Origin of the sequence: Brevundimonas halotolerans, from assembly GCF_003730275.1 — a bacterium.
Taxonomy (GTDB): Bacteria; Pseudomonadota; Alphaproteobacteria; order Caulobacterales; family Caulobacteraceae; genus Brevundimonas; species Brevundimonas halotolerans.
Map to the genome: position 1 here is coordinate 1 of NZ_QTTA01000019.1, position 26,304 is coordinate 26,304.

General features: G+C 68.1%; 28 protein-coding genes, 2 tRNA genes and 1 pseudogene. 20 read left to right on the top strand and 11 right to left on the bottom strand.

What is annotated here, in order from left to right:
• Positions 1 to 203: pseudogene (locus EG854_RS08870) on the top strand (hypothetical protein); the annotation flags it as partial.
• A gap of 13 nt (positions 204 to 216) precedes the next feature.
• Here the strand turns inward: EG854_RS08870 and truA are convergent.
• From truA to EG854_RS08900, 6 genes are all read right to left on the bottom strand, one after another.
• Positions 217 to 966 carry a tRNA pseudouridine(38-40) synthase TruA gene (gene truA / locus EG854_RS08875; protein ID WP_123287772.1) on the bottom strand — a complete coding sequence of 250 codons (750 nt, stop codon included), beginning with the start codon at positions 964 to 966 and terminating at the stop codon, positions 217 to 219.
• An 11-nt stretch (positions 967 to 977) separates the two neighbouring features.
• Complete coding sequence (gene fmt / locus EG854_RS08880; RefSeq protein ID WP_123287773.1) at positions 978 to 1,931, bottom strand: methionyl-tRNA formyltransferase; 954 nt, start codon at positions 1,929 to 1,931, stop codon at positions 978 to 980.
• A gap of 85 nt (positions 1,932 to 2,016) precedes the next feature.
• On the bottom strand, positions 2,017 to 2,265 hold the full coding sequence (locus EG854_RS08885; protein WP_123287774.1) for a hypothetical protein: 249 nt from the start codon (positions 2,263 to 2,265) through the stop codon (positions 2,017 to 2,019).
• Entirely contained in the window at positions 2,265 to 2,819 is a 555-nt protein-coding gene (def, locus tag EG854_RS08890) for a peptide deformylase (protein WP_123287775.1), read from the bottom strand. Before def ends, EG854_RS08885 begins: the two co-directional genes overlap by 1 nt.
• 56 nt (positions 2,820 to 2,875) lie before the next feature.
• The gene (locus EG854_RS08895) at positions 2,876 to 3,280 is read right to left on the bottom strand and encodes an acyl-CoA thioesterase (RefSeq protein ID WP_123287776.1); all 405 of its coding nucleotides are present in this window, start codon (positions 3,278 to 3,280) and stop codon (positions 2,876 to 2,878) included.
• Positions 3,281 to 3,310: 30 nt separating this feature from the next.
• Positions 3,311 to 3,387 (bottom strand) — tRNA-Arg (locus EG854_RS08900).
• Between the two features lie 145 nt (positions 3,388 to 3,532).
• Between EG854_RS08900 and EG854_RS08905 the strand changes: the two genes are divergently transcribed.
• Entirely contained in the window at positions 3,533 to 4,828 is a 1,296-nt protein-coding gene (locus tag EG854_RS08905; protein ID WP_123287777.1) for a hypothetical protein, read from the top strand.
• A gap of 728 nt (positions 4,829 to 5,556) precedes the next feature.
• On the opposite strand, the gene EG854_RS08910 is transcribed toward EG854_RS08905, so the two are convergent.
• The gene (locus EG854_RS08910) at positions 5,557 to 6,339 is read right to left on the bottom strand and encodes an SDR family oxidoreductase (protein ID WP_123287778.1); all 783 of its coding nucleotides are present in this window, start codon (positions 6,337 to 6,339) and stop codon (positions 5,557 to 5,559) included.
• A complete protein-coding gene (locus EG854_RS08915) occupies positions 6,336 to 6,638 on the bottom strand; it encodes a 4a-hydroxytetrahydrobiopterin dehydratase (RefSeq protein ID WP_123287779.1) in 303 nt (100 codons plus the stop codon). The genes EG854_RS08910 and EG854_RS08915 overlap by 4 nt, the downstream gene beginning before the upstream one ends.
• Before the next feature lie 116 nt (positions 6,639 to 6,754).
• Between EG854_RS08915 and EG854_RS08920 the strand changes: the two genes are divergently transcribed.
• From EG854_RS08920 to EG854_RS08935, 4 genes are all read left to right on the top strand, one after another.
• On the top strand, positions 6,755 to 7,468 hold the full coding sequence (locus tag EG854_RS08920; RefSeq protein WP_123287931.1) for a Crp/Fnr family transcriptional regulator: 714 nt from the start codon (positions 6,755 to 6,757) through the stop codon (positions 7,466 to 7,468).
• Between the two features lie 62 nt (positions 7,469 to 7,530).
• Complete coding sequence (gene ubiE, locus EG854_RS08925; protein ID WP_123287932.1) at positions 7,531 to 8,322, top strand: bifunctional demethylmenaquinone methyltransferase/2-methoxy-6-polyprenyl-1,4-benzoquinol methylase UbiE; 792 nt, start codon at positions 7,531 to 7,533, stop codon at positions 8,320 to 8,322.
• Between the two features lie 44 nt (positions 8,323 to 8,366).
• Positions 8,367 to 9,899, top strand: coding sequence for a 2-polyprenylphenol 6-hydroxylase (ubiB, locus tag EG854_RS08930; RefSeq protein WP_241153200.1), 1,533 nt, complete (start codon positions 8,367 to 8,369; stop codon positions 9,897 to 9,899).
• 50 nt (positions 9,900 to 9,949) lie between these two features.
• Complete coding sequence (locus EG854_RS08935; protein WP_123287780.1) at positions 9,950 to 10,474, top strand: hypothetical protein; 525 nt, start codon at positions 9,950 to 9,952, stop codon at positions 10,472 to 10,474.
• Here the strand turns inward: EG854_RS08935 and arfB are convergent.
• Positions 10,471 to 10,872 carry an alternative ribosome rescue aminoacyl-tRNA hydrolase ArfB gene (arfB, locus tag EG854_RS08940; RefSeq protein WP_123287781.1) on the bottom strand — a complete coding sequence of 134 codons (402 nt, stop codon included), beginning with the start codon at positions 10,870 to 10,872 and terminating at the stop codon, positions 10,471 to 10,473. The two genes, EG854_RS08935 and arfB, sit on opposite strands and share 4 nt — an antisense overlap.
• Before the next feature lie 59 nt (positions 10,873 to 10,931).
• Here arfB and EG854_RS08945 point away from each other — a divergent pair.
• The 12 genes from EG854_RS08945 to gspM all read left to right on the top strand — a co-directional run bounded on the left by EG854_RS08945 (position 10,932) and on the right by gspM (position 21,537).
• A tRNA-Gly gene (locus tag EG854_RS08945) sits at positions 10,932 to 11,005 on the top strand.
• Positions 11,006 to 11,153: 148 nt separating this feature from the next.
• On the top strand, positions 11,154 to 12,095 hold the full coding sequence (locus EG854_RS08950) for a type II secretion system protein N (RefSeq protein ID WP_123287782.1): 942 nt from the start codon (positions 11,154 to 11,156) through the stop codon (positions 12,093 to 12,095).
• A 41-nt stretch (positions 12,096 to 12,136) separates the two neighbouring features.
• Entirely contained in the window at positions 12,137 to 14,155 is a 2,019-nt protein-coding gene (gene gspD, locus EG854_RS08955) for a type II secretion system secretin GspD (RefSeq protein WP_123287934.1), read from the top strand.
• Between the two features lie 4 nt (positions 14,156 to 14,159).
• Positions 14,160 to 15,665, top strand: a complete 1,506-nt coding sequence (gene gspE, locus EG854_RS08960; protein ID WP_123287783.1) for a type II secretion system ATPase GspE — start codon at positions 14,160 to 14,162, stop codon at positions 15,663 to 15,665.
• Positions 15,665 to 16,879, top strand: coding sequence for a type II secretion system inner membrane protein GspF (gspF, locus tag EG854_RS08965; RefSeq protein ID WP_123287784.1), 1,215 nt, complete (start codon positions 15,665 to 15,667; stop codon positions 16,877 to 16,879). Before gspE ends, gspF begins: the two co-directional genes overlap by 1 nt.
• Positions 16,880 to 17,045: 166 nt before the next feature.
• Positions 17,046 to 17,459 (top strand): type II secretion system major pseudopilin GspG, encoded by a 414-nt coding sequence (gene gspG, locus EG854_RS08970; protein ID WP_123287785.1) that lies wholly within the window; start codon positions 17,046 to 17,048, stop codon positions 17,457 to 17,459.
• A complete protein-coding gene (locus tag EG854_RS08975) occupies positions 17,428 to 17,898 on the top strand; it encodes a GspH/FimT family pseudopilin (protein WP_123287786.1) in 471 nt (156 codons plus the stop codon). The genes gspG and EG854_RS08975 overlap by 32 nt, the downstream gene beginning before the upstream one ends.
• Before the next feature lie 130 nt (positions 17,899 to 18,028).
• The gene (gene gspI / locus EG854_RS08980; RefSeq protein ID WP_241153193.1) at positions 18,029 to 18,394 is read left to right on the top strand and encodes a type II secretion system minor pseudopilin GspI; all 366 of its coding nucleotides are present in this window, start codon (positions 18,029 to 18,031) and stop codon (positions 18,392 to 18,394) included.
• Positions 18,394 to 18,984 carry a type II secretion system minor pseudopilin GspJ gene (gene gspJ, locus EG854_RS08985; protein ID WP_123287788.1) on the top strand — a complete coding sequence of 197 codons (591 nt, stop codon included), beginning with the start codon at positions 18,394 to 18,396 and terminating at the stop codon, positions 18,982 to 18,984. The genes gspI and gspJ overlap by 1 nt, the downstream gene beginning before the upstream one ends.
• Positions 18,985 to 19,010: 26 nt before the next feature.
• Complete coding sequence (gene gspK / locus EG854_RS08990; protein ID WP_241153194.1) at positions 19,011 to 19,967, top strand: type II secretion system minor pseudopilin GspK; 957 nt, start codon at positions 19,011 to 19,013, stop codon at positions 19,965 to 19,967.
• Entirely contained in the window at positions 19,964 to 21,073 is a 1,110-nt protein-coding gene (gene gspL, locus EG854_RS08995) for a type II secretion system protein GspL (protein WP_123287790.1), read from the top strand. The genes gspK and gspL overlap by 4 nt, the downstream gene beginning before the upstream one ends.
• Complete coding sequence (gspM, locus tag EG854_RS09000) at positions 21,070 to 21,537, top strand: type II secretion system protein GspM (protein ID WP_123287791.1); 468 nt, start codon at positions 21,070 to 21,072, stop codon at positions 21,535 to 21,537. The genes gspL and gspM overlap by 4 nt, the downstream gene beginning before the upstream one ends.
• Here gspM and EG854_RS09005 read toward each other — a convergent pair.
• Complete coding sequence (locus EG854_RS09005; RefSeq protein ID WP_123287792.1) at positions 21,504 to 23,198, bottom strand: amidohydrolase; 1,695 nt, start codon at positions 23,196 to 23,198, stop codon at positions 21,504 to 21,506. The genes gspM and EG854_RS09005 overlap by 34 nt on opposite strands.
• Positions 23,199 to 23,244: 46 nt before the next feature.
• Complete coding sequence (locus tag EG854_RS13150; protein ID WP_164461976.1) at positions 23,245 to 23,400, bottom strand: hypothetical protein; 156 nt, start codon at positions 23,398 to 23,400, stop codon at positions 23,245 to 23,247.
• A 1,118-nt stretch (positions 23,401 to 24,518) separates the two neighbouring features.
• Here EG854_RS13150 and EG854_RS09015 point away from each other — a divergent pair.
• Positions 24,519 to 25,799 carry an HD domain-containing protein gene (locus EG854_RS09015; protein WP_164461977.1) on the top strand — a complete coding sequence of 427 codons (1,281 nt, stop codon included), beginning with the start codon at positions 24,519 to 24,521 and terminating at the stop codon, positions 25,797 to 25,799.
• Positions 25,799 to 26,302: a hypothetical protein gene (locus EG854_RS09020; protein ID WP_123287795.1), complete on the top strand. Its 504-nt coding sequence runs from the start codon at positions 25,799 to 25,801 to the stop codon at positions 26,300 to 26,302. Before EG854_RS09015 ends, EG854_RS09020 begins: the two co-directional genes overlap by 1 nt.
• Positions 26,303 to 26,304 lie beyond the last annotated feature (2 nt).

Sequence of the window (26,304 nt, forward strand, 5' to 3'; positions counted from 1 at the left end):
GAGCCGAGGCCGTCATCCCCTCAACCCGCTCGCGCAAGACACCGATCCCGCACGACCCTCGGATCTACAAGCTGCGCAATCGCGTCGAGCGCTGCTTCAACAAGCTCAAGCACTTCCGCCGCTTCGCCACCCGATTCGACAGGCTGGCGCGCCACTACCTTGCCTTCATCCACATCGCTGCCTCCATGCTCTGGATGCGCTGAATGTCGATTCGTCCTAGGCTTTGGCCTCGTAGTCGACCCGGTCGAGGTACAATCCCTCGGCCGGGGCTACGGGCCCGCAGGCGGCTCGGTCGCGCGCCTCAAGGGCTGCGGCCACAGCCTCGACCGACCAGCGGCCCAGCCCGACCTGCGCCAGTGTGCCCGTCATCGACCGCACCTGCCGATGCAGGAAGCTGCGCGCCGCAAACACCAGATGCACCTCCTCGTCGACGCGCTCGACCCGGGCCACGTCCAACGTCTTCAGCGGTGAGGCTGACTGGCAGTTCACATCCCGAAAGGTCGTAAAGTCGTGCAGTCCGACCAGCGCCTGTGCGGCCCGGTCCATGGCCTCGGCATCCAGCGGCTGCTTCACATGCCAGACCCGTTTGCGGTCCAACGCCGGCGGGGCCGGGCGGTTCAGGATGCGGTACAGATAGCCGCGCCCCGTCGCCGAGAACCGCGCATGCCAGTCGTCCGACACCGTGCGACAGTCCAGCACCGCGACCGGCTCATGAATCATATGGGCGTTCATGGCATTCATGACCGTCCGCTCGGGCCAGTCGCGCGCCAGGTCTACATGGACCGTCTGGGCCGTGGCATGCACGCCCGTATCGGTGCGCCCGGCCGCCGCAATCCGCACCGCCTCGCCGCTGAAGGCCAGAATGGCGCGCTCCAGCGTGCCCTGCACCGTCGGCAGGCTGGCCTGGGCCTGAAAGCCGCAATAGCCCGAGCCGTCATACTCCACCGTCAACCGGTAGCGGGGCATGGTTGTCTCCCCTACCGCTCGCCGCGCGGCGGCTCGCTGCTTGAGGGGAGGGTTGTGCCCGTCGGAATGGCAAAGCCGCGCAACATATCCTCCGCGCTCTGGGCGGCCTTGCCCGGACGCTGGACCCGCTCCAGCCGTATCGCGTCCGTTCCACAGGCAATCGTCAGGGCCTCATCCAGAACCTTGCCCGGCGCGCCGGACCCCTCGACCACGGCGGACATCAGCGCCTTGATCCGCACCGGCCCGACCTCGCCCTCTACCTCGAACCAGGCCCCAGGAAAGGGCGACAGGCCCCGGATATGGGCATCCACTTCGGCCGCCGGACGGGTCCAGTCGATCCGCGCTTCGGCCGGGGTGATCTTCTTCGCATAGGTGGGTTCGCCGACCTGTTCGACCGGCTGGCCGCCGCCACGTTCCAGCGCCGCCAGCGCCCGGGGCCACAGCCCGGCCCCGATGTGCGCCATCCGCTCCGACAGGCTGGCTGCCGTATCGCGCGGACTGATGCCCAGCCGTTCCGACAGCAGCACCGGACCCTCGTCCAGCCCCGCGGACATCTGCATGATCTGCACGCCGGTCTCGGCATCGCCGGCCATGATCGCCCGTTGGATCGGCGCCGCTCCCCGCCAGCGTGGCAGCAGTGACCCGTGCAGGTTCAGACAGCCCAGCCGCGGTGCCTCCAGCACCTCGGGCTTCAGGATCTGGCCATAGGCGACCACACAGGCAGCATCCAGATCGAGGCGGCGGAAGGCCTCAATGGCCTCGGCCGCCTTCATGCTTTCAGGCGTGAAGACGGGCAGGCCCAGGGTCTCGGCGAATACCTGGACGGGGGAGGGGGTCAGCTTCATGCCCCGCCCGCGCGGCTTCGGCGGCTGCGAATAAACGGCAACGACCTCATGCCCCGACGCCACCAGCTCGGCCAGCGAAGGCACCGCAAACGCGGGCGTTCCCATGAAGGCCAGACGCATGAAATCACATCCTGATCAATGGGCGGAGATCACGCCCTCAAGCAGCGAGCAACCGCGTTACGAGCGATAGGGCCGGAGAATGTCTCTATTCCCAGCGGGTGGAGACCCCGCCGCCCTCGTCCCATTCGCCGCCGGTGTCTAGCGGCGAGTCAAAGTCCAGCAGCCGGTCGATGATCACGCCGGCGATCACGCCCAGCGCCCCCACGGCCAGCAGGGTCGCGACACTGCCAATGCCGATCTTCTCGGACCGGGTCAGGCGCCGCCGCCCGCTGGGATCCACGATCCGGTCGCGCGAACGCTTAAGGGGAGTCCGTTTCGGGGCGCGTCGGGTCATCAGGCAGCCATCCTCGCGACTTTCTTCACCTTGGCCACGGCCCGCTCGCGCTTGAGCCGCGACAGATGGTCGATGAACAGCACGCCGTTCAGGTGATCCATCTCGTGCTGGATGCAGACGGCATAGAGACCCTCCACCTCTTCCTCGACACTCTTTCCGTCGTAGTCGAGATAGCGGATACGGGCCCGGGCCGGGCGCTGGACCTCGTCGAAATACTCCGGAATGGACAGGCAACCCTCTTCGTAGGGGGCGGTCTCCTCAGAGGTCCACAGGATCTCCGGATTGACGAAACAGCGCGGATTCTTGCGGTCCGCATCCTCGGCGTCCTCGGCCACATCCGGCTTGTCGGCCAGGTCCATGACGATCACCCGGCGCAGCTCGCCGATCTGCACGGCCGCCAGTCCAATGCCCGGCGCGTCGTACATGGTCTCGAGCATGTCATCCATCAGGGTGCGCAGCTCATCGGTCACCGGTCCCTCGACCGGCTCGGACACGCGCTTCAGAACCGCCAGATCGGCAGCATTGTCGATGGTCAGGATACGTCGAATGGCCATGAGGTCGAGGTAGGCGCGATACCCCGAAAGGTCAAGATTTCACCGGGTCGCAGGGCTCAGGCGGGCACGTCCGGCAACGGCCGGGGCCTCAGATCATCCCCGATCGCCACATAGGTAAATATGCCCTCGGTCACCCGTTCCGACCGGGCATGGGCCTGATTGCGGGGCCGTTTCCACGCCTCGACCTTGACCCGGATCGAGCTGCGTCCGGTCGAGACGATCTCGGCATAGATCGACACCTCGTCGCCTACCGACACCGGCTTGTGAAACACCATGGCATCCAGGGCGATGGTCACACAGCGTCCCTGGGCCCGCTCGAACGCCGGGGTCGCCCCCGACAGGTCCATATGCGCCAGCAGCCAGCCGCCGAAGATGTCGCCCTCGGGATTGGTATCCGCCGGCATGGCGATCACCCGACCGACGGGTCGACCGGTGGGCAGGTCAGGCACGGGCTCGCTCATGCCGAGGGTCCATACAGAGAGAAAGGGAAATGGCGCACCCGACAGGATTCGAACCTGTGACCCCTGCCTTCGGAGGGCAGTACTCTATCCAGCTGAGCTACGGGTGCGGACCTAAGGAGGGGGTGCTTACAGGATCGCGGGACGGGCCTCAATCCCAAAGCAGCGGCATCGGGGGCGGCCCTGCGGGTTGGTCTTGGCGCGCCGGCGCTCCCGGCTTAAGCCTTGGCGTGAACCACACGGAGTGATCCCGCCATGCGTATTCCGGCCCTTGGCATCATTGCCGCCCTCGTCCTGCTGGTCGCCGCCTGCGCCAGCGTTGCGCCGCGCGGCCCGGATGGCGAGGCGGCCCTCAACGTCATCGCCGAGGACTATGTCCATCTGATCCTCGAGATCGGCGAGCATGAGCCGGGCTATGTCGATGCCTATTACGGGCCCGAGGCCTGGCCGGCCGAGGCCAAGGCCAATTTGCGTCCCGTGCCGGAGCTGACGCAGGCGGCCGAGGCCCTGCTGGTCGAGATCGAGGCCGTGCCCGACGCAGGACTCTCGCCCGACCTTCGCCAACGTAAGGCCTATCTCAGCGCCCATGTGTCGGCCGCCCACGCCCGGCTGCGCATGATCGCCGGCGAAAAGATGGGCTTTGCCGATGAGGCCGAGGCTCTGTTCGGCATCCGCCCCGAGCTGCGTCCGCTGGAGAGTTTCGACCCTGTGCTGGCGCGCCTGGACGCCCTTCTGCCGGGCGAGGGCTCGCTGAACGCCCGGCTGGGTGCCTTCCGGGGCGGCACCGCCATTCCGCGCGACCGGCAGGAAATGGTCATCGCGGCCGCCATCGCCGAGTGCAAGGCCCGTACCGAGGCGCATATCGACCTGCCCGAGGGCGAAAACTTCACCCTCGAATTCGTCACCGACAAGCCCTGGTCGGGCTACAACTGGTACCAGGGCCAGTCGCAAAGCCTGATCCAGATCAATGTCGACCAGCCGATCTCCATCGAGCGCGCCATCGACCTGGGCTGCCACGAGGGCTATCCCGGCCACCACGTCTACAACATGCTGCTGGAAAAGACCTTTGTCCGCGAGAAGGGCTGGGTCGAGATGAGCGTTTATCCGCTCTACAGCCCGATGAGCCTGATCGCCGAGGGCAGCGCCAACTACGGTATCGACCTGGCCTTCCCGGGCGAGACGCGCGGCGAATGGGAACGTGCGGTCCTCTATCCGCTGGCCGGCATCGACCCCCGCGTAGTCGAGGTCCAGTCTGCCATCCTCGACGTCACCCGCGAGCTGGCGCGCGCCGAATACACGATCGCCGACGACTATCTGTCGGGCCGCGCCGACCGCGAGACCACTATCCAGCGGCTGATCAAATACGGCATGCACAGCTGCGGTTCGGCCGAGCGCCGCATCCGCTTCATCGACACCTACCGCAGCTACATCATCAACTATAGCCTGGGCCGCGACATGGTGCAGGACTGGGTCGAGGCCCAGGGCCCCGACCACTGGACCACCATGGAACGCCTGCTGGGCAGCCAGATCCTGCCCACCGATTTGCTGTAAGCCGTCATCCTCGGGCTCGACCTGGGCAGACGGCCTCCCTGCTTCAAGTCCCCTCTCCCGGCGGGAGAGGGGGTTGGGGGTGAGGGGCTCTCTGCATCCTTCGGCGTGAGCCGTCGCACCGGTCCTGCCACGGCTTGCGCCGACATATGCCGCCGACCCTCATCCGGCGCTCGCGCGCCACCTTCTCCCATCGGGAGAAGGAAGAATTGATGGTGGGTCGAAGCCCTCAGCTATGATAGCCGCCCCCGAATTCCCCAACCGTTTCAACGCCCCCACCGCTTCCCGGACCGTTCTGCCCGACCAGGTCCGCCGGTGTGCCACTCTTCCCCCGTCCCGTTGCACGGAGGGCTCGTAAGGCCTGCGACCTTGTGAGCGGCGGGAGCGGATGGAGCGGGGTTGTTGGGACACCGCCGATCAAACTTCGGGCCTCAAGCAGTGAGCGCCCGCGGCGCGAACGGTAGGCCCCAAAAACATTGGGTCGAGGGGGATACTCGACCGTTCCGGGAGGTGTCGCAGGACATCCCCGCCCGCCGGGGGCGCTGCGGTAAGGCCCGAATACGGCCACCCGACGCAAGCTTCCGGAAAACCACCCGCGCGGAGCGTCTGTCTTCGTCGAAACGGTAATATCTATCTTCTCCGGGCGAAGGCCCGGCGCTCCGCCTGCCCCCCAACCTCTGCCCCAAGGGTGAGAGGCGCTCGTGCATGTCAGAAGGAGGACAATGACCGCCTCACTGCGCCAGCATGCCGCCGTCGATCTTGAACTCGGACCCGGTCACGAATTTGGACTCGTCCGAGGCCAGATAGACCACGCACCAGGCCACATCGTCGGGCTCGCCGATGCGCTTCAGCGGAATGCCGCGGGTCAGCCGCTCATGGGCCTTGGCCTCGTCACCGCCGGCCATGGCGATGAAGGGGTCGAGGATCGGCGTCTTGATGAACACCGGGTGGACCGAGTTGCAGCGCACATTCCAGTCCTGCTTGGCGGCCTCCAGCGCGATGGTCTTGGTGTACATCCAGACTGCGGCCTTGGTGGCGTTATAGGCGCCCATCCCCGGCGCGGCGGCCAGTCCCGCCACCGACGAGATGTTGATAATGGACGCGGGCGCAGAGGCGCGCAGGTGCGGCATGGCATGCTTGCAGCCCAGCATGATGCTCTCGATGTTGACCGCCTGGACCTTGCGCCAGTTGTCCAGCGTATCGGCCTCGGCATAGCGCAGCTCGCCGCCGATACCGGCATTGTTGATCAGCACCGACAGCCCGCCCATGTCCTCGGTGGCCTCGGCCACCACGCGGACCCAGTCCTCCTCGCGCGCCACATCGTGGGTAAAGGCGAACACCCGGCCGGGATGATCGGCCAGCAGCCGGTCGCGCAGGGCCTCGACCGCAGCGGTGTCCAGATCGGTCAGGGCGACCGTCGCGCCCTCTTCCAGCAGCCGCAGCGCCATCGCCTGACCCAGGCCGCCGGCGGCCCCGGTGATCAGGACGCATTTCCCCTTGACGCGATCGGTCATGCGCGGGCTCCCATGGCGGTGGCGACCTCATTCATGAAGCGGGCCAGATCGACGTCCTTGTCGGTTACCCCGTCGGCGTCATGGGTGGTCAACCGCACCTCGACCCGGTCGTACACATTGAACCATTCGGGGTGGTGGTCGCGCTTGTCCGCCATCAGGGCGACCCGCGTCATGAAGCCAAACGCCGCATTGAAGTCGGCAAAGCGAAAGGTCTTCTGGATGGCGTCGCCCTCGCCCGGATCGACGGCCCATCCCTCAAGGCTCTGGATGGCCGTTTCGGCCTCGATCTTTGCGGTCATGGCGTGACTCCCTTTGATGCGACGCCCCCCTATAGACCGGTCCGCGAGCGGTCCGGAAGGCGGGAACGAATGGCCAAGCTTGTCGTTTGGCGGAAACCACCCTTACGGAGGTGACCATGGACGCGTTTACTGACAACCTCTGGCTGGCGACGCTCAGGCCTGTCGACCAGAAGTGGCTGGCCCCGCACCTGAAAGAGACCCCGTTCGACCCGGGCCTGATGCTCTATGACATCGGTGAGGCGGTCGACGCGATCTGGTTCCCCCTGCACGGCGTCGTGTCCCTGATGACAGATCTGGGCGAGGGCCGCGCAGTTGAGACCGCCGCCATCGGTCGCGAGGGTCTGGTCGGCGTCACCTGCGGTCCGATGAATGGCCGGGCGGCGACCCGCGCCGTCTGCCAGATCGAAGGCGTGGCCGCCTGCTGCCCGGCGGCGGTGTTCGCCGATCTGTTGTACCACAGCGCGCCGATGCGCGTGGCCCTGTCACGCTTCACCGAGGGCCTGATGGCCCAGGTCCAGCAGGCGGCGGCCTGCAATGCCCAGCACCGGCTGGACCAGCGCCTGGCGCGCTGGCTGCTGACCACCCACGACCGGACCGACAGTGACCGGCTGGACCTGACCCAGGCCGATGTTGCCGACATGCTCGGCGTGCGTCGCGCCACCGTCAGCGAGGTCAGCGCCGAGCTGGAAGGCCGGGGTCTGATACGGCGCGGGCGTGGCTGGGTCTGTGTCACGGACCGCAAGGCGCTGGAGGGGGCCGCGTGCGGTTGCTACGCCCTGATGCGCGGCGTCATGGCCGATCTGGGCCTGCCCCAGACGGTCGAGGCCTGATCCGGCCACCGCGACCACACGGACCGGTGACGCCGCCCCACCGACAGGCTAAACCGCGCGACATGAGCACTGCCGACCCCTCCGATCAGACCACCTCGCCGTTCGGCTACCGTGACATGCCGCGCGACGAAAAGGTGCGCCGGGTTCGCGGCGTGTTCGACAGTGTCGCGCCGTCCTACGACCGGATGAACGACCTGATGAGCGGCGGCGTCCACCGTCTGTGGAAGGACGCAGCTGCGGCCCGCCTGAACCCGCAACCGGGCGAGGTCATCCTCGACGTGGCCGGCGGCACGGGCGATCTGGCGCTCCGCTATGCGAAACTGGCCCGCAAGGCCGCCGCCCGCCGGGGCGGGGAGCCCGCCACTGTGCTGGTGCTCGACTACAATGCCGAGATGATCGCCGCTGGTCGCGCCCGGGAGGCCGGGGCCCGCGAGGCCGCGCCCGAGCTGACCTGGATGGTCGGTGACGCCCTGTCGCTGCCGCTGCCGGATGCCTCGGTTGATGCCTATTCGATCGGCTTCGGAATTCGCAACGTCGCCAAGGTTGAGGAAGCCCTGGCCGAGGCACGCCGGGTGCTCAAACCGGGCGGCCGCTTCCTGTGCCTCGAGTTTTCCCACCCGACCAGCGAGGCGCTGTCGAAGGCCTACGACGCCTGGTCCTTCACCATGATCCCGCGCATCGGCGGCTGGGTCGCTGGCGACCGCGACAGCTACCAGTATCTGGTCGAAAGCATCCGCCGCTTCCCCGACCAGCAGACCTTCAAGGCCATGATCGAGCAGGCTGGCTTCTCGAACGTCAGCGTCACCAATCTGTCCGGCGGGATCGCCGCGCTGCATCACGCCTGGGCGATCTGACCCTGACCCGCGCCTTCCGACAGCCCCCTGCACCGCCCCGGACCCTGCCGGTGCGCCATCCCGTGGCAGCGGCCCTGCGCCTGATCGGCTGGGGCTGGATCCTGATCCGGCACGACGCCCTGATGCCGCGCGAGATCACGCCCCTTCTGCCGCCCTGGCTGAGGCCGCTGGCAGGCCTGCTGCATCTGTTTTCGGGCAAGGAAGCCTGCACCGGCCGTCCCGGCGAGCGAGTCGGGCGGGCGCTGGAAAAGCTGGGCCCGGCGGCCATCAAGCTCGGTCAGGTGCTGGCCACCCGGGCCGACATCTTCGGCACGCAGTTCGCGCTCGACCTCGGGCGGCTCAAGGACCGTCTGCCGCCCTTTCCGCTGGATCAGGCCCGTATCGAGATCGAGCGTGCCCTCGGCCGTCCGGTAGAAAGCCTGTTTGCCGACCTGCAGCCCGCCATCGCCGCCGCCTCGCTGGCCCAGGCCCATGCCGCCCATCTGCACGACGGTCGCAAGGTGGCCATCAAGGTCCTGCGCCCCGGGGTCGAGGGGCGGGTGGCCAAGGGGCTGGACGCGCTTCGCCTTGCCGCCCGCATGGCCGAGCGGTTCGTGGCGCCCGCCCGCCGGCTTGAGCCGCGCGCTTTCGTCGAGACCATCGCCCGCTCCATGGAGCTGGAGCTGGACATGCGCCTCGAGGCCGCCGCTGCCTCGGAAATGGCCGAGGTTATGCAAAAGAGCGAGTCGGACGGCGTCGTCCTGATGACCGCGCCCGAAGTGGTCTGGGACGGGGTCGGCAAGCGCGTGCTGACGCTGGAATGGGCCACCGGCATGCCCATGACCGGTCCGGCGTGTCGCGAACAGCCGGGGCTCGACACCGATGCCCTCGCCGACAATGTGGTGCGGGCCTTCCTGATCCAGGCGCTGGACCACGGCACCTTTCACGCCGACCTGCACGAGGGCAATCTGTTCGCCTCGGCGCCCGCGCGACTGGTGGCGGTCGATTTCGGCATCGTCGGCCGGCTGGGCAAGGAAGAGCGGCGCTATCTGGCCGAGATCCTGTGGGGCTTCCTCAGCCGCGACTATGACCGGATCGCCCGGGTCCATTTCGAGGCCGGCTATGTCCCGCCCAGCCATTCGGTCGAGGCCTTCGCCCAGGCCCTGCGCGCCGTGGGCGAGCCGGTGATCGGAAAACAGGCCTCGCAAGTGTCCATGGGGCGGTTGCTGGGCCAGCTGTTCGAGATCACCGCCCTGTTCGACATGCGGCTGAGGCCCGAGCTGATCCTTCTGCAAAAGACCATGGTCTCGGTCGAGGGCGTGGCCCGCAGGCTCAACCCCGACCATGACCTGTGGGCCGCCGCCCGTCCGGTGGTCGAGCGCTGGATCCGTCGCGAGCTGGGGCCGCAGGCCCAGGTCCGTGATGCTCTCGAGGAGGTCGTCAGCGGCCTGCGCGCCCTGTCGCAGCGCATCCGCCGCGACGCCGACGACACGGCTATAGCACCGGTGGTGGTCGTGCCCCGCGCCTCACCATGGCCGATGGTTTTGGGGCTGGCCGCCCTGGCCATGGCGACGGCTGCCCTTGTTCTGTCGCTTTGACGGGTCAATTGTAGCGCTGACACCTGTACCGCCACAGCCGGAGGCAAGGCATGCGTATTGCAAAGAGTCTGACACTGGGTCTGGGCCTCGCTCTGGCCGTCAGCCTGACATCGGGCATGGCCATGGCCCAGGACACCGACGCGCCGCCCTCTGAGACGGCGGCGGCCAGCCTGCCCAACGCCTTTGACGGGACACCCCGCCCCGCCCCGCCGGTCGCCGTTCAGGAAACCCCCACTGCCGAGGCTCCCGACGTCACCCGTGCCCGGGAGACCCTCGAGGCGGTGATTGCGGACGCTCAGGACGGCTCACTCGACTTCTCGGCCTTCAGCGAGGACATGACCAACCGCCTGCGCCCGGTCGAAGGCGATCTGACCGCAGCTATCCAGAGCTTCGGTGCCCTTGAAACCATTGCCCATGTCGGCCACCAGAACGGCGCCGACATGTTCGAGGTCCGTTTCGAGAGCATCCTGACCCAGTGGGTGATCGGCTTTGATGCCGAGGACCGGATCGCGGTCCTGCTGTTCCGCGAGGCCCCTCCGGCTGAGGCGGCCCCGGCCCCGGCTTCCGGGAGCTAATCTCCGTCGGGTCGCCCCCGCCCGCTCTTGATCTGCGACCGTCTGGTCTTGGCCTGAAGGCGGCGTTCCTTTGACGCCCGCGTCGGTCGCGTCGCGATGCGAGGGCGAGGCGGCGTCGTCACCGAATCGATCAGGGCGTGCAGCCGGTCGATGGCATCCTGACGATTGCGCTCCTGCGTCCGGAACCGCGTCGCCGTCATGACCAGAATGCCGTCCAGCGTCAGCCGCCGTCCGGCTGCCTTCAGAAGCCGCGCCCGGACGCCGTCCGGCAGGCTGGGCGAGCGCGCCGCGTCAAACCGCAGCTCGACCGCCGTCGCCACCTTGTTGACGTTCTGGCCTCCTGGTCCCCCGGCGCGAAAGAACCGGAGCTCAAGCTCATTTTCGCCGATACGGATCATCCGGCCAGTCTAGCGCGCCCGATCCGCGCGGACTATGGTCAGCCCGACCGACGGGTCCCGCGGGTGTAGCTCAATGGTAGAGCAGCAGCTTCCCAAGCTGACGACGAGGGTTCGATTCCCTTCACCCGCTCCAGCGTCCGTCGTTTCCGACACACGGTGACGGAGCCGCGACACTGGCTCCGCACGCGGAGCAATCTTCGTGATTCATACGCGGCATTGTCATCAAGACGCGCGGGCTGGCGGGGGCGGGTCCGGGGTAAGAGCGTCCGCAATCGGAGCGGATGAGACCCATCCGTCATCTGAAGATTTCAGGGACCCGCTTCGGGTCGGCGGGGCGAGTGTCGGTGATCCGCAGCGTATCCATCCTTCAGGTCTGGCCATCGGCCTGGCCCGCCTTCGGGGCGGGTCGGGCGACGGATGCCGTGCGCCCGCGCGGCGCGGGCCTGCGCCGGGGTGTCGAGCTGGCGATCGCAGCGCTGATCCTGATCCAGCTTGTGCGGCTGGTGCTGCTGTTCATGGCCCCCAATACCGGGGCCCGGGCGGCTGAGGGTGTGACCGCGCCGGACACCGGCGTTCTGTCTAGGTTCGATGCCTTTTTCCATACGGGCGAGCGCAGTAGCCTGGCCGAGCTCACCAACGCGGGCAGCGAGCAGCTGCGCCTGTTTGGCGTGCGGGCCGGCGCGGGCGGCGGCGGCTCGGCCATTCTCGGCCTGCCGGACGGCACCCAGTTGTCGGTCGGGGTCGGCGAAGAGGTCCTGCCCGGACTGGTGCTGCGCGCGGTCGCCCAGGATCATGTGACGGTCGCCCGGGGCAGTTCGGTCAGCCGCATCGACTTTGGCGAAGTGCCCGTGGGGGCCGCCAGCGTGCCGCCACCGCCCACGACGCCGCAGGTGGTGACCCCGCCGCGCCCGGCTCCGGCTGCGGCGGCGTCCGAGGCCGCCGTGGTCGATCCTGCCCGCCTGATGGCCGAGGCGGGTCTGCGTCCCCGTATGCAAGGCCTGTCGGTCAATGGCTTTACGGTCACGGCGCGCGGCCAGAGCGCCCAGTTGCAGGCCGCCGGCCTGCGCGCCGGGGATGTCATCCTGTCCGTCAATGGCATCGCCCTGGATGGCCCGTCGGCCATCAACCGCCTGCGTACCGATCTGGCCGAAGCGCCCGAGGCCGTCATCCGCTTCGAGCGGGACGGCGCCCCCCAGACCACCACCGTAAGGACCCGCCCGTGATCCGCTCGTCATCGAGACTGTTCGGCCGTCTGGCCGCCCTGATGCTTGCGGCGTTTGTCGTGCAGGCCGCGCTGCCGGCGACGGAGGCCCGGGCCCAGGAACGCCAGATCCTGAATGTGCAGGGCGCCGACATCCGTGCCTTCATTCAGGACATCGCCCGCTCGACCGGGCGGACCTTCATCGTCGACCCGTCGGTGACCGGCACGGTGACCGTGACCAGCGACCGGCCCCTGACCCCGGCCGAGACCTATGAGGTATTTCTGTCGACCCTGCGGGCCAATGGTCTGGTGGTCATTCCGACGTCGTCGGGCGCCTACCGCATCGCTCCCGCCCAGGGCGCGGCCCAGGGCCCGGCGACCGTGGGCTCGGAACGCTTTGCGACCGAGGTCTTCCAGCTGCACCACATCGACGCCGCTTCGGCTGCCGAGACCATCCGCCCGCTGGTGGGGCCGCAGGGACAGGTGCTGGCCAATCCCAACAGCAACACTGTGGTGGTGGCCGACTTTGCCGACAATCTGGCCCGCGTCCGGGCCCTGATCGCGCGTATCGACGTCGACAGCACCGACATCGTCGTCGTGACGCTGGAAAACTCCTCGGCGCGCGAGATCGCCGCCGTGCTGGACGAGGTGCTGGCCCCGGTCGGCGGTCAGGCCGGACAGGGACTGGTCAAGGTGACGGCGGTCGAGAGCTCCAATTCCATCGTGCTGCGGGGCGAGCCTGCGGCGCTGGTGCGGGTGCAGTCGCTGATCTTCGACCTCGACCAGCGGGCCCTGACCTCGGACGATGTGCGGGTCATCTTCCTCGAGCATATCGACGCCGAACAGCTGTTGCCGGTGCTGCAGCAGATCGTCGGCCAGACGGTGACGCCCTCGTCCGCGTCGGGTCAGCAACCGGCCGAAGGCGGCGAGGCGGCGACCGCGTCGGCGGCCCCCGGCCAGCGCGCCACCATTGCCCGCTATCCCGGCGCCAATGCCCTGGTCATCTCGGCCCCGCCCGAGACCCAGCGCATGCTGGGCGATGTGATCGCCCAGCTGGACCGGCGGCGCCAGCAGGTGCTGATCGAGGCCATCGTGGTTGAGCTGTCGGACAATGCCGTGCGCGAACTGGGCGTCCAGTGGCTGCTGGCAGGCGAGGACGGCAATCCCATTCTGGCGACCAACTATTCCCAGCGCGCCGCGCCCCTGCTGTCTATCGGCGGGGCGCTGGCGGCGCGTGATCTGGATGAGGACGACCCCCTGCGGGACGACCTGGCGACCGCCGCGCTGAACGGCCTGCTGGGGGCCAATGGCTTTATCGGCGGCGGCGGCGGGCGGATCGGCGATACCCTGTTCGGCTTCATCATCAATGCGGCCAAGACCGACTCGGGCTCGAACCTGCTGCAGACCCCGTCGCTGATGACGCTGGACAATGAGGAGGCCACCATTCTGGTCGGTCAGGAAGTGCCGATCACGACCGGCGAGACGCTGCTGAACGGCAATGACAACCCCTTCCGCACGACCCAGCGGCAGGACATCGGTGTCAAGCTGGTGGTCCGGCCCCAGATCAATGCGGGTGGGTCGGTGACCCTGTTCATTCGTCAGGAGGTGTCGAGCATCAACGGCATCCTCAGCAGCAATGCCGGGGACCTGATCCTCGACAAGCGCGAGCTGGAGACGACGCTGGTGGTCGAGGACGGCGACATCGCCGTCGCCGGCGGCCTGCTGGACCAGAACGACCGCATCTCGATGGACCGGGTGCCCTATCTGTCGGATGTGCCGTTGATCGGGGGCCTGTTCCGCTCGGAAAGCCGTCAGCGCGGGCGCACCAATCTGATGATCTTCATCCGCCCGACCATCATCCGCAGCCCGGCCGACGCCCAGCGCCTGACCGCCGATCGCTGGGGCTATATGCGCCAGGAGCAGCTGCGCGTCGCCCCGGGGCAGGAGCCCAGCCTCGACGAGCTGATCCGCGACTATATCCGCACCCAGCCGCCGGTGCCGCCGCAGTATCTGGAGACCGCCCCGGTCGCTCCGGTCGACGGCGACACCCTGCCGCCGGTTCAGCCGCCGGTTCAGCCCTGATCCCATGACGATGCTGGCCGACCCGACCCTCAGCTATGCCTTTGCCAAGCGCCACGGCGTGGTGGTGACGGCGCGCGGCGACGTGGCGGTCGTGGCCCTGCGCGAGGGGGCCGATCCGCTGGCGCTGGTCGAGGCCCGGCGCGTGCTGGGGTGTCCGCTCAAGGTCGAGCCGGTGAGCCGCAGCGCCTTCGACCGCCTGCTGTCCGAAACCTATGCCGGCGATCCGGTGGCCGGGTCGAACGGCGGCGACGATCTGGCCCTGCCCGGTGGTCTCGACAGTCTGGTGGACGAGATCCCGGCCGCCGCCGACCTGCTGGACACCACCGACGATGCGCCCGTCATCCGGCTGATCAACGGCCTGATCGCCGAGGCGGTGCGCGCGGGGGCCTCCGACATCCACCTCGAGCCCTATGAGCAGGCGCTGGTCGTGCGGATGCGTGTCGATGGCGTGCTCAAGGAAGCCCTCAGCCTCAGCCCGCGTCTGGCGCCGGTGGTGGTGTCGCGCATCAAGGTGATGGCGCGGCTCGACATCGCCGAAAAGCGCATCCCGCAGGACGGCCGCATCCCGCTGGCGCTGGGCGGCAAGACGCTGGACGTGCGGGTCTCGACCCTGCCGTCGCGGGCGGGCGAGCGGGTGGTGCTTCGTATTCTCGACAAGGATCAGGCGGGTCTGGGCCTGCGCGATCTGGGCATGGATGAGGCCACGCTCGAGGCCTATCACGCCGCCCTGGCCGAGCCGAACGGCATCCTGCTGGTCACCGGCCCAACGGGCTCGGGCAAGACCACCACCCTCTATGCCGGCCTGTCGCTGTTGAATACCGGCACCCGCAACATCCTGACCGTCGAGGACCCGGTCGAATATGCGGTCGAGGGCGTCGGCCAGACCCAGGTCAATGCCAAGGTCGGCATGACCTTTGCCGCCGGGCTGCGGGCCATCCTGCGTCAGGACCCCGATGTGGTCATGGTCGGCGAGATCCGCGACGTCGAGACCGCCTCGATCGCGGTGCAGGCGGCCCTGACCGGCCACCTGGTGCTGTCGACGGTGCACACCAATGATGCGGCGGGCGCCGTCACCCGCCTGCGCGACATGGGGGTCGAGCCCTTCCTGCTGGCCTCGACGCTCAGGCTGATCATGGCCCAGCGGCTGGTGCGGCGTCTGTGCCCCCATTGTCATACGCCCGAGGTAGCCGATGCGGCGACCGCGCGGCTGGTCGGCATTGCGGCGGGCCAGACGGTCTGGCGTCCGACCGGCTGCGACCACTGCAACCAGTCCGGCTATGTCGGGCGGGTGGGCCTGTATGAGACGATCCGGGTCACCGACACCCTGCGCCGCCTGATCACCACCGGGGCCGACGAGGCCGCCATGAATGCCGAGGCCTTGGGTGACGGGCGGACGCTTGCCGGTCAGGCGCGGGCGCTGGTGCTGGAGGGCACGACCTCGGTCGAGGAGGCGCTGCGCGTCACCCGCACCCGGTCCGAGGACCTGCCGCCGATCGAGGCGGTGGCCTGATGCCCCGGTTCGACTATGTGGCCGTGGACGGCGGGGGGCGCACGGTCCGGGGCAGTCTCGACGCTGCGGATCTGCAGGCCGCCCGCGATCAGGTCGGACGCAAGCAGCTGATGCCGCTGGAGGTCCAGCCCGGCCGCGGCCTGTCGCGCACCGACACTTCAAAGACCCCCGGCGGCACGAAACTGGACCCCCGTGCGCTGGCGCTGGCCACGCGGCAGCTTGCGACCCTGATCTCGGTCGTGCCGGTCGAGGAGGCCGTGCGCACCCTCGCCCTGCAGGCCGAAAAGCCCAAGGTGCGCCGCTGTCTGGAGGCCGTCCATCAGGGGGTGGTCGAGGGGCGTCGCCTGTCCGAGGCCATGGCCGAACAGGGCCGCGCCTTTCCGCCCCTGTACCGCGCCATGGTGGCGGCGGGGGAATCCTCGGGCGCACTGCAGCCGATCCTCGAGCGTCTGGCCGACGGGCTGGAACGCGAGCAGGAGGTACGCGGCAAGGTCATCACCGCCCTGGTCTATCCGGCGGCGCTGGCGGTCGTGGCCCTGGCGGTGATCACCGCCCTGATGACCTTTGTCGTGCCCAAGGTGGTCGATCAATTCAGCAGCATGAATCAGGACCTGCCCCTGCTGACCCAGGGGGTGATTGCCGTCTCGCACGCCATGCGCGACTGGGGTCTGATCCTTGCCCTGGTGATGGTCTGTCTGGGCGCGATCACGGGGCTGGCGCTGCGGCGGCCGGCCCTGAGGCTGAAGGCCGACACCCTGTTGTTGCGCGTGCCGATCACCGGCCGGCTGACGCGCGACCTGCATGCCGCACGCATGGCTCGCACCCTATCGACCATGATCTCCTCGGGCCTGCCGGTGCTGGAAGGGCTGAACCTGACCGCACGCACCGTCTCGAACACCCGGTTGGCCGCCGCAACGCGCGTCATGGCCGATGTGGTGCGCGAGGGCGGCTCGCTTTCGGGCGCCATGCGCCGGGCCGATGTGTTTCCGCCGCTGCTGGTGCACATGACCGCATCTGGCGAGGGGGCCGGGCGGCTGGAGCCCCTGCTGGACCGCGCCGCCGACTATCTGGAGCGCGAGTTCGCCACCTTCACGGCCGTCATGCTCAGCCTGCTGGAGCCCGGCATCATCATCGTCATGGGCGGGGTGGTGGCCGTCATCGTCCTGTCGATCCTTCTTCCGATCCTTCAGATCAACACCCTGGCCATGGGATGACATCATGACCCACACACCCGAACATCAGATCCTCCCCCGTCCTTCACGGGGGAGGGGGACCGCCCGCAGGGGGGTGGAGGGGGCCACTTTCAAGCGCCGGCGCCCGACTTCCGCCCCCTCCACCACTTCGTGGTCCCCCTCCCCCGAAGCTGCGCGTCGGGGGAGGATGGGTTTCACCCTTGTCGAGATGATGGTCACCATCGTCATCATCGGCCTGCTGGCGACGGTGGTCGTCATCAACGTTCTGCCGAGTCAGGACAAGGCCATGGTCGGCAAGGCCCGCGCCGATCTGGCCACGCTGGAAAATGCGCTGGAGCAGTACCGGCTGGACATGCTGACCTTCCCGACGACGGGTGAGGGGCTGTCGGCCCTGACCGCCGTGCCGTCCGGTTCGCCGCGCGCCGACCGCTATCGCACAGGTGGCTACATCCGCCGTCTGCCGGAAGACCCGTGGGGCAATGCCTATCAGTACCGTCGCGAGAGCGAGCACGGTCAGACCTTCGACGTCTTCTCATACGGTGCCGACGGCAAGCCGGGAGGCGAGGGCAATGACGCCGACATCGGCAACTGGCAAGGCTGATCGCGCGCGCCGCGCGGGCTTCACCCTCGTCGAGATGATGGTGACGGTCGCCGTTATCGGGCTGGCGGCGACCGCCGTGGTTCTGGCCGCACCCGACCCCACGCCCCGGTTGCCGGTCGAGGCCGAGCGGCTGGCGGCGCGACTGGTGCGCGCGCGTGAAGAGGCCATCCTGACCAACCGGCCGGTCGCGGTCGACATCGGCGCCGAGGGCTATGGCTTTCGCGTGCGGGCCGAGGACGGCTGGACGCCCCTGACCGAGGGCCCGTTCAAGCGCGTCGCGTGGGAAGAGGGCACCCGGGTTGAATCCGCCGGCGGGGTCGAGGCCGTGATGTTCGACCCGGTGGGTCTGGCCGAGCCGGCGCGGCTGTCGCTCACCCGGGATCGCGTACGGGCGACGGTCACGGTCGATCTGGCCGGAGAGGTGCGTCTTGGGAGCTAGACTCTTCCCTCACCTCCGCTCATCCCCGCGGAAGCGGGGAGCCAGAGCTTTGGGTGCAAGGGCCCTGCGCTGCGCGGATGCTGCCCAGAACTGGGTTCCCGCTTCCGCGGGAATGAGCGGAAGCCATTTTTTGCGACGTCGCCGCAGGTCGGGGTTCACCCTGATCGAGATGATGGTGGCGCTGGCGGTCTTCAGCCTGGCGGCCTTGGCCCTGCTGCGCATGACGACCGAGAATACCCGCACGGCGGGCGAGCTGGAGACGCGGACCCTGGCCGGCATCGTCGCCGACAATCTGGCGGTCGAGACGCTGGTGGCGGTCGATCCGCCCGCGCCCGGCGAGACAGCGGGCGAGACCGATCTGGGCGGACGGCGCTGGATGTGGCGCCGGATCGTCAGCGGCACGGGCGATCCGGCCCTGCTGCGCATCGAGGTGCGCGTGTCCGACGACGGGGTCTGGACCTCGGCTGAGGCCGTGCTGTTCCGGTCGGTGTCGTGATGCGCAGACGGGCTGGCTTCACTTTGACCGAGGTGCTGATCGCCCTGACGATCTTTGCCCTGATCGCGGCGGCGGGCACGGCCGTGATGGGGGTGTCGATCGACAGCCGCTTTGCGGTCAAGGCCGCGTCCGAGCGGCTGGCCGAGGTGCAGCGCATGCGGGCTCTGCTGAAGGCCGATGTCAGTCAGGCCGTGGCGCGACCGCTGGCGGGTGGCGACGGGATTGTGCCGCTGCGCACCCGGGCGACGGTCGGGGCCGACCCGACCCTGGTGCTGGCCCTGACCCGGACGGGGGCTGGCGTGGGACTGGACGAGGACGGATCGGGCCTGATCGGCATCGAATATCATCTGGTCGAGGATCGGCTGGAGCGCCGGGTGCGGCCCCATCCCGATGCGCCGGGACCCGGCGTGGTTCAGGTCGTCGCCACCGGCGTGACCGTGGCCGAGGCGTCGTTCGTCTCGCTGGGGGTCGACACGCCGGTGTTCGAGCCGCGCATTCGCCAGACCATGCCCGATGCCGTGCGGCTGCGCCTGACGCTGGAGACCTATGGTTCGCTGGACCAGCTGCTGATGATTGGAAGCGGGCGATGAGGCGGGGCCGGCGCGATCGGAAGGGCATGGCGCTGCTGACCGTGCTGCTGATGGTGACCGTCATGGCCGCCATCGCCGTGGCCCTGCTGGACGACGTGCGCTTCTCCACGCGTCGGGCCTCCAATCTGGCGTCGGTCGGTCAGGCCCAGTGGTATGCGCTGGGCGCCGAAGCTCTGGCGCGGAAGCGGATCGAGCGCCTGATCCGGCAGGCGGGGCCGGTCACCCCGACCGAGCCGGACTGGAACGGTCGCCCCTTCGCCTTTCCCATCGAGGCCGGGCAGATCCAGGCCGTGGTCCGTGACGGTCAGGCCTGTTTCAATCTGAACAGCGTCGTCTCGGGCATCGAGGGGGCTTACGTCGCCCGACCGCGCGGCGCCGAACAGCTGGTGGCGCTGGGCCGCGCCCTGGGCGTGGATGAAGGCCGCATGCGCGCCGTCGCCGAGGCCCTGACCGACTGGATCGACAGCGACCAGACGCCTCTGCCGCGCGGGGCCGAGACCGCCGCCTACGCCGGGCGCGAGACGCCGCTGAGCACCCCCGGCGCCCTGTTGCTGGAGCCCGGCGAACTGCGCCTGATCCGGGGTGTGGATGCCGAGGTCTATGGCCGGCTGCGGCCCTTCGTCTGCGCCCTGCCGACCCCCGACCTGTCGCCGATCAATCCGAACACGCTGAGCGTCGATGACGCGCCCCTGCTGGTCATGCTGTCCGAAGGGCGGCTCAACCCGGCCCGCGCCCGGGCCGCCATTGCCGCCCGCCCGCGCGGCGGCTGGCGCGACATCGGCACCTTCTGGAGCCAGCCGGCCATGGCCGAGGCGACGCCCGCCTCGGACGTCTATGACCAGTTGACCCTGACGACGCGCTATTTCGCCTTTCGCAGCGACGTCGATTTCGCCGGGGCGCGGGTGACGCGCACCGCCCTGTTCCGAACCCTTCCTGACGGCCGTGTCGAAACGGTCGTCCATCGCTGGACCGCCGACCAATGAGCCGAACCCGTCTTGTGCTGATCCCCGCCGAAGGGACCGACCCCGCCCCCTTCCTGATGCTGGATGCGGAGGGCCGGGTGCTGGAACGCGGGCATCTGTCGCCGGACTCGCCGCCTGTCCCGGCGACGCGGGTCAGGACCGTGGCCATCGTGCCGGGGGCGGACGTGCTGATCCGCTGGCTGACCCTGCCGGCCGGGCGTCCGGTCCAGCAGCGGGCGGCCGCACTCTGGGCCTTGCGCGAGAATCTGGCGGTCGAGGCGGCCGGCATGCGGGTGGCGCTGGGCCCGGTCGAGGCGGACGGGTCGCGGCTGGTTGCGGCGGTCTCCGAGGGCCGGCTGATGGCCTGGACCGACGCCTTGGCGCGGCTGGGGCTGAAGGCCGACGCCCTCGTCCCCGACAGTCTGGTGCCGGCCGAACCGGAGGATGCCGATACGTTCAACGCGATCACCTTCGGCCCCGTCGTCGCGCTGAGGGGTCAGCGGCTGGCGGTCTCGGTGCAGCCCGATCTGGCGCCCGTGATCGCAGGCGAGCGGCGTCTGGTGCCGATCGAGAGCGATGCGGGGCTCGAGGCCCGGCTGATCGCCACGGCGCTCACCCCGCCGGTCGATCTGGGCGGCAGCGAACGGCGGACGACGGCGGGCGAGGGCTGGAAGGCCTGGCGTCTGGCGGGGGCCCTCGCGCTGGCCATGCTGGTCTCGCCGCTGGTGTTGACGGCGGCGGCGGCGATCCGCGACGACATGGCGGCCAGCCGTCTGCGCGAGGATGCCGAGGCCCGGGCGCGGGTGCTGTTTCCCGACATGGCCGCAGATGCCGATCCGCTGGCCGAGGCCGAGCGGCGTCTGGCCCTGACACCACCGCCGGGCGGGGTGGCGGTGGTGGCCGCTGTCCTGTTCCAGGCGCTGGAAGGCGTGCCGGGGGCGGAGCTGGACAGCCTGACCGCAGATCCGGTTTCGGGCGTCCGGGCCACCGTCAGCTATACGGCGTTTCAGGATCTGGAGGCGATCCGGAGCGGGGTTGAGGCGCTCGGGCTGAGCATGGTCGAGGAGGCGACGCTGGAGGAGGGCGACCGCATCGCCAGCGACATCATCGTGGGAGTGGGGGCATGAGGGCGGTGACGGACTGGCTGGCGGGGCGGACGCCGCGCGAGCGGGCGATGCTGATCGGGCTGGCGGTCGTGGTGCTGGGGCTGGTGGTCTTTTACGGCGTGGTGCAGCCGCTGTACGGCTGGCGCGAGGCGGCGGCGGAGCGGCGGATCGAGGCGACCGAGGCCACCCGGCTGATCGCGGCGGCGGAGGCTCGCATCCGGCCCGGTGCCACATCGGACCCCGCCCGTCTGGCCGAGGTAGCCGGGCCGCTGGCCGAGGCCCAGGGGCTGGCGGTCGAGCTGTCGCCCGGCGACGACGGCGGTCTGGCCTTTGCCGCCCAACAGGCCCCGACGGCGGCCCTGTTCAGCTGGCTGGCCGCGCTGGAAAGCCAGCACGGCATCGAGGCGGTCGCCATCAGCGTCACGGAAAACGCCGATGCGACGCTGCAGGCTCAGGGCCTGCTGGTGTCCGCTCCGGCCCGGTAGACCACCTCGCCGTCGACGATGGTCAGCACGGCCCGGGCGTTCGGCAGCTCGGCCTCGGGCGCGGTCATCAGGTCGAGGTCAAAGGCGGTGAAGTCGGCGCGCTTGCCCTCCTCGATCGTGCCCAGCTCGTCCTCGCGGAAGCTGGCATAGGCCGGCCACAGGGTGAACATGTGCAGGGCCGTCATCCGGTCCACGGCCTCGTCCGGGCGCCAGTCGGGGCCCTGGAAGCCCTCGAGGTCGCGGCGGGCCACGGCGGCATAGAATTCGATGGCCGGATCGCCGCGCTCCACGGGAGCGTCGGAGCCCCCGACCACGATCACGCCGAGGTCCACCAGGCTGTGCCAGGCATAGGCGCCGTCAAGGCGGGCATCGCCCAGCCGGGCCGGGGCGAAATGCAGGTCGCCGATGGCGTGGCTGGGCTGCATGGAGGCGATGATCGGCAGGTCCACGAACCAGCGGTAATCCCCGGGCCGCAGGATCTGCGCGTGCTCGATCCGCCAGCGCACGTCCTCGCCGTTCGGACGCTCGGACGCGGGCACCGCCGCCAGCGCCTCGGCATACCAGTCGGCGACGGAGGCATTGCCCCGGTCGCCGATGGCGTGGGTGGCGATCTGGATGCCCGAGCGCAGGGCGGCCTCATAGACGGGCACGGCCTCGGCGGCCGTCATCTGCATGAGGCCGGTGGTGTCGGGCCGGTCAGAGTAGGGCTCGAACAGGGCCGCCCCGCGCGAGCCTAGCGCCCCGTCGGCATACATCTTGACCGCCCGGGTGATGACCCGGCCGTCGGCGACCGAGCGCGGGCCCGAGGCGAACAGGGCCTCGGCGCCGTCGGGCGTGACGCTGGTGTAGACGCGGATCGGCGCCTCGCCCGCCTCGGCCATCGCCTCCAGCAGGGGGATGTCCCGCCACGGCGCGCTCATGAAATGGATGCCGGTCCAGCCATAGCGGGCATAGACGGCAAAGCCGGCGCGGTAGACCTCGCGCGGGGACACGGGATTTTCTCCCAGCTGGCGCCAGACGCCGCCCAGCAGATCCATGGCCGCATCGACCAGCAGGCCGGTGGGCTGGCCGTCCGGCCCCTTCAGGATCTCGCCGCCCGAGGGTGCGACGGTTGAGGCATCGATGCCCGCCGCCGCCAGCACGGCCGACGACACCACCACCGCATGGCCATCAGCGCGCCACAGGAACACCAGCCGCCCCGGCGCCGCCGCATCCAGATCGGCCGCCGTCAGGAACCGCGCCTCGGGCCAGCGGGTCTCGATCCAGCCCCGGCCGAGGATCGGCCCCTCGGGGTGGGCCACCGCCCAGGCCTCCAGCCGCACCATGGCCTCATCGACCGAGGCCGAGCCCTCGAGGTTCAGCTCCATCTCGCGCGCGCCGATGCCGTCCAGATGGGCGTGGCCGTCGGTAAAGCCGGGGAACAGCACCGCGCCCTCAAGGTCGATGACCGGGACCCCCGCATGATCGGGCAGGCCCGCCTCGGCCCCGACAAAGACGATGCGGCCGTCGCGCACCAGCACCACCTCGGCCGAGGGGGCGGTCACCACCCCCGTATGGATCGGCCCGCCCCGGATCAGCATGTCCTGGGCCAGGGCCGCGCCGGGCACCGCCAGCAGGAGGGCGGAGACGAGGGCGGCGGGGAGGGCGGAGAAGGGGCGCATGGTCACCTCACGAATTGGGGACCCCCGGGGTGCAACCGTTGCCGCGTCAGGTCAAGTCACCACGTTCCCTCGCGCCCTCGGCCCGCATGCGGCGGAGATGGTCCAGCCGACTCTGCAGTTCGGCGCGCAGCTCTGCCAGCTCCTCGGGGGAGCAGTCGTCTTCCGGGTCGGCGGCAGGCCGGGCGGTACGGGGATGCGGCATGGGCGGGGGTCCTTTTTTGATGAGAGGGGAGAGGAGGAAGGCATTCACCTCTCCGTCCCCGACGGGGAGGTGGCGCGGCGCATCTGCGCCGTGACGGAGGGGGCGCCTCGACGGGAGACGCCGGGGCGGACAGGCACAGAAGGCAAACGGCAGCGCCGCCCCCTCCACCGCTACGCGGTCCCCCTCCCCATGAAATGGGGAGGTGAGTGTAGGGCATGCCTCTACGCCCCTGCCGTTACCGGCAGCGGTGGGGAGGGCGGCGGGACGCCGGGCCTTCGCCCGGAGTGACTATGGTTTACCGTTTCGACGAAGACTGACGCCCCGCGCAGACGGTTTTCCAAGAGCTTGCGTCGGGTGGCCGTGTTCGGGCCTTACCGCAGCGCCCCCGGCGGGCAGGAGGCGCCGGCGGCGCCTTCCCTGGACCGGCCGGGTATCCCCCCCGACCCTTCGACGGCACCCGCACCCGGAGGTGTGGTGGCGTCGGCCTTGCTGGCTCTGACCCGGCCCGCATCCGCGAGACTTGCCCGTAGCCCGCGACCAAACGGCCTCAAGCAGCGAGCGCCCGCGGCGCGAGCGATAGGCCAAGCAAACAAGCCCCGCTCCATCCGCTCCCGCCGCCGCATCGAACGCCGGCCGAGCGCCCTCCCCCGCGACGGGACAGGGGGATGATTGCATGGGCTCGAGCCAGGGCGAGCAAAACGGTGCGAGAAACGCGAGGGCCGTTGAAAGGGCAGGGGAAATGCGGGGCAGGGCGGATAGTTGGACCCCTCAACCCGTCATACTCGGGCTTGACCCGAGTATCGGAGCGGGCAGGCGGCGGGCCGGTGTGGGGGCGGTGAAGTCGGGTTCATCACAGAGAGCACAAAGATGGACACAGAGGACACCAAGGGGGGTGCCGTGGGAAGGCGGAAAGAGATATTTGTTCCTCTTTCGTTCTTGTGCAGGAGGGCCAAGTATGCAACTTTATGGACTCAATTTCCGACTCAGGCCCTCATCGTTTCCCGGCGCTGCTCCGCAGCCTGCTAATGAGCGGTTGAGGGGGATGGAACATGATGCATCAAAGGCTCAGGGACCCGGTTCACGATCTAATCGAGTTTTCGGACAGCGCGTTCGAATGCATGATCTGGAAACTCTTGGAAACACCAGAGTTTCAAAGACTGCGGCGTATTCGACAGTTGGGTTTCTCTGACCTCGTCTTCCCTGGCGCGACTCACTCAAGATTTGCACATAGCGTGGGCGTCTTTCACACGGCCCGCTTGCTCTGTGGTGTTATCGCCGAGAAGCTTGGCAATAACTTTAATCGGGAGGCCGCAGAAACCGTTATCTGCGCCGCCCTGATTCATGATCTCGGGCACGGACCATTTAGCCACGCGTTTGAGTCCGCTCTAAACATGAGCGGCCGACATGAGGCATGGACAGAGAAGATTATTCAGTCGCCTGATGTTTCAAAGATTATGGATGACTACAGGCAGAATATGTCTTCTGACGTGGCCAAAATTTTCAAGGCCGAGTCATCTCCGGATATATACTCGTCAGTGGTTTCCAGCCAATTCGATGCAGATCGCCTTGATTATATGCGGCGAGATCGAATGATGACGGGTACCCAGATTGGGGGCATCGATTTTACTTGGCTTCTTAGCAATCTTGAGGTTTGCAAAATCGATGTTGGCGTTGATGACCAGAAATATGCGGAAATCGATACACTCGTTTTGGCCAACAAGGCGCTCTGGGCGGGTGAAAGTTATGTACTTTCACTGTTTCAGCTTTATCCTAACGTCTACCTGCACAAAACCACCCGAGGGGCGGAACAGCTCTTTGGGCTGATGATGCAGTCTATAAAATCATTGGTCGATGAAAGAAGTGAAGGTCAAACCGGCCTACCGGCTGACCATCCCCTCATTCGATATCTCAGAGATCAGACGCTCTCAAATTATCTGGAGCTCGACGACACTGTTGTTTGGGGGGCCTTGCCGCTAATCGCTCAAGCGAAAGACGCGGAGTTAGCCCGCGTTGCAAATGATCTACGATACCGAAATCTTCCGAAGGCCATCGACGTGGGAAGGGCGCTCGCAGGGGGGCACGTCAACGGGCCAGCTAACCCTCGAACCGTGAAGTTCGCGCGTCTACTCGCGGAGGCGGTGAAGTCGAATCAATCTCTGGCCAACCGCATTCTAAGCGACAATTTTAGTCGAAATCCGTACAAGCGACGAGCTTATGATTCGCCTAGAGCCATTCAGCGCATCCACATTCTGGTGGAGGGTCGCCCAGTAGATTTAGCCGACGAATCCGCCGTGGTAAGGGCTCTAATGCCGTTCGAAGTTAACAGGCTGTATACGAGACCCGACGATGGTGAAGCCCGTAACATCGTCCAAGCCGTCATCAAGGAGGCAATGAACTGATGCTAAATGATTGCAACACCGTCCATGCAATTGTGTCTGCCGCAGGGGGAGAACTCGTAGGCAAGACCCGGCTTCAGAAGATTGCATTTATCCTCAAGGCCGCTGGCTTGTCTGGATCTCTCAGCTTCCGATACCACTATTACGGCCCGTATAGTGAGGACCTGGCCTTTGAAATGAAGGAGGCCTTGGTTGATGGATTAATCGAGATGGAAGATCGGCCCGCCTCTTGGGGTGGGACGTTTACCGTCTTTCGGTCAAATGTTGCCTGTAAGGTGGATGGGGCAACCCAAAGTATCGTTGATGTCGCCTGCGCCTACGACTCTATAGCCTTGGAGCTTGCGGCCACTGCCGCCTTCCTTCGGAAGGAAATGGAAGAAGGCTACTGGGAAGAAACGTCACGTAGAAAGCCTCAGAAAGCTACGCCTGAAAGGATTTCTCAGGCCAAAGACCTTTGGGGCAAACTCCTTGAGGTCGAAACACCTACACCGTTGCCCGCAATTTAACC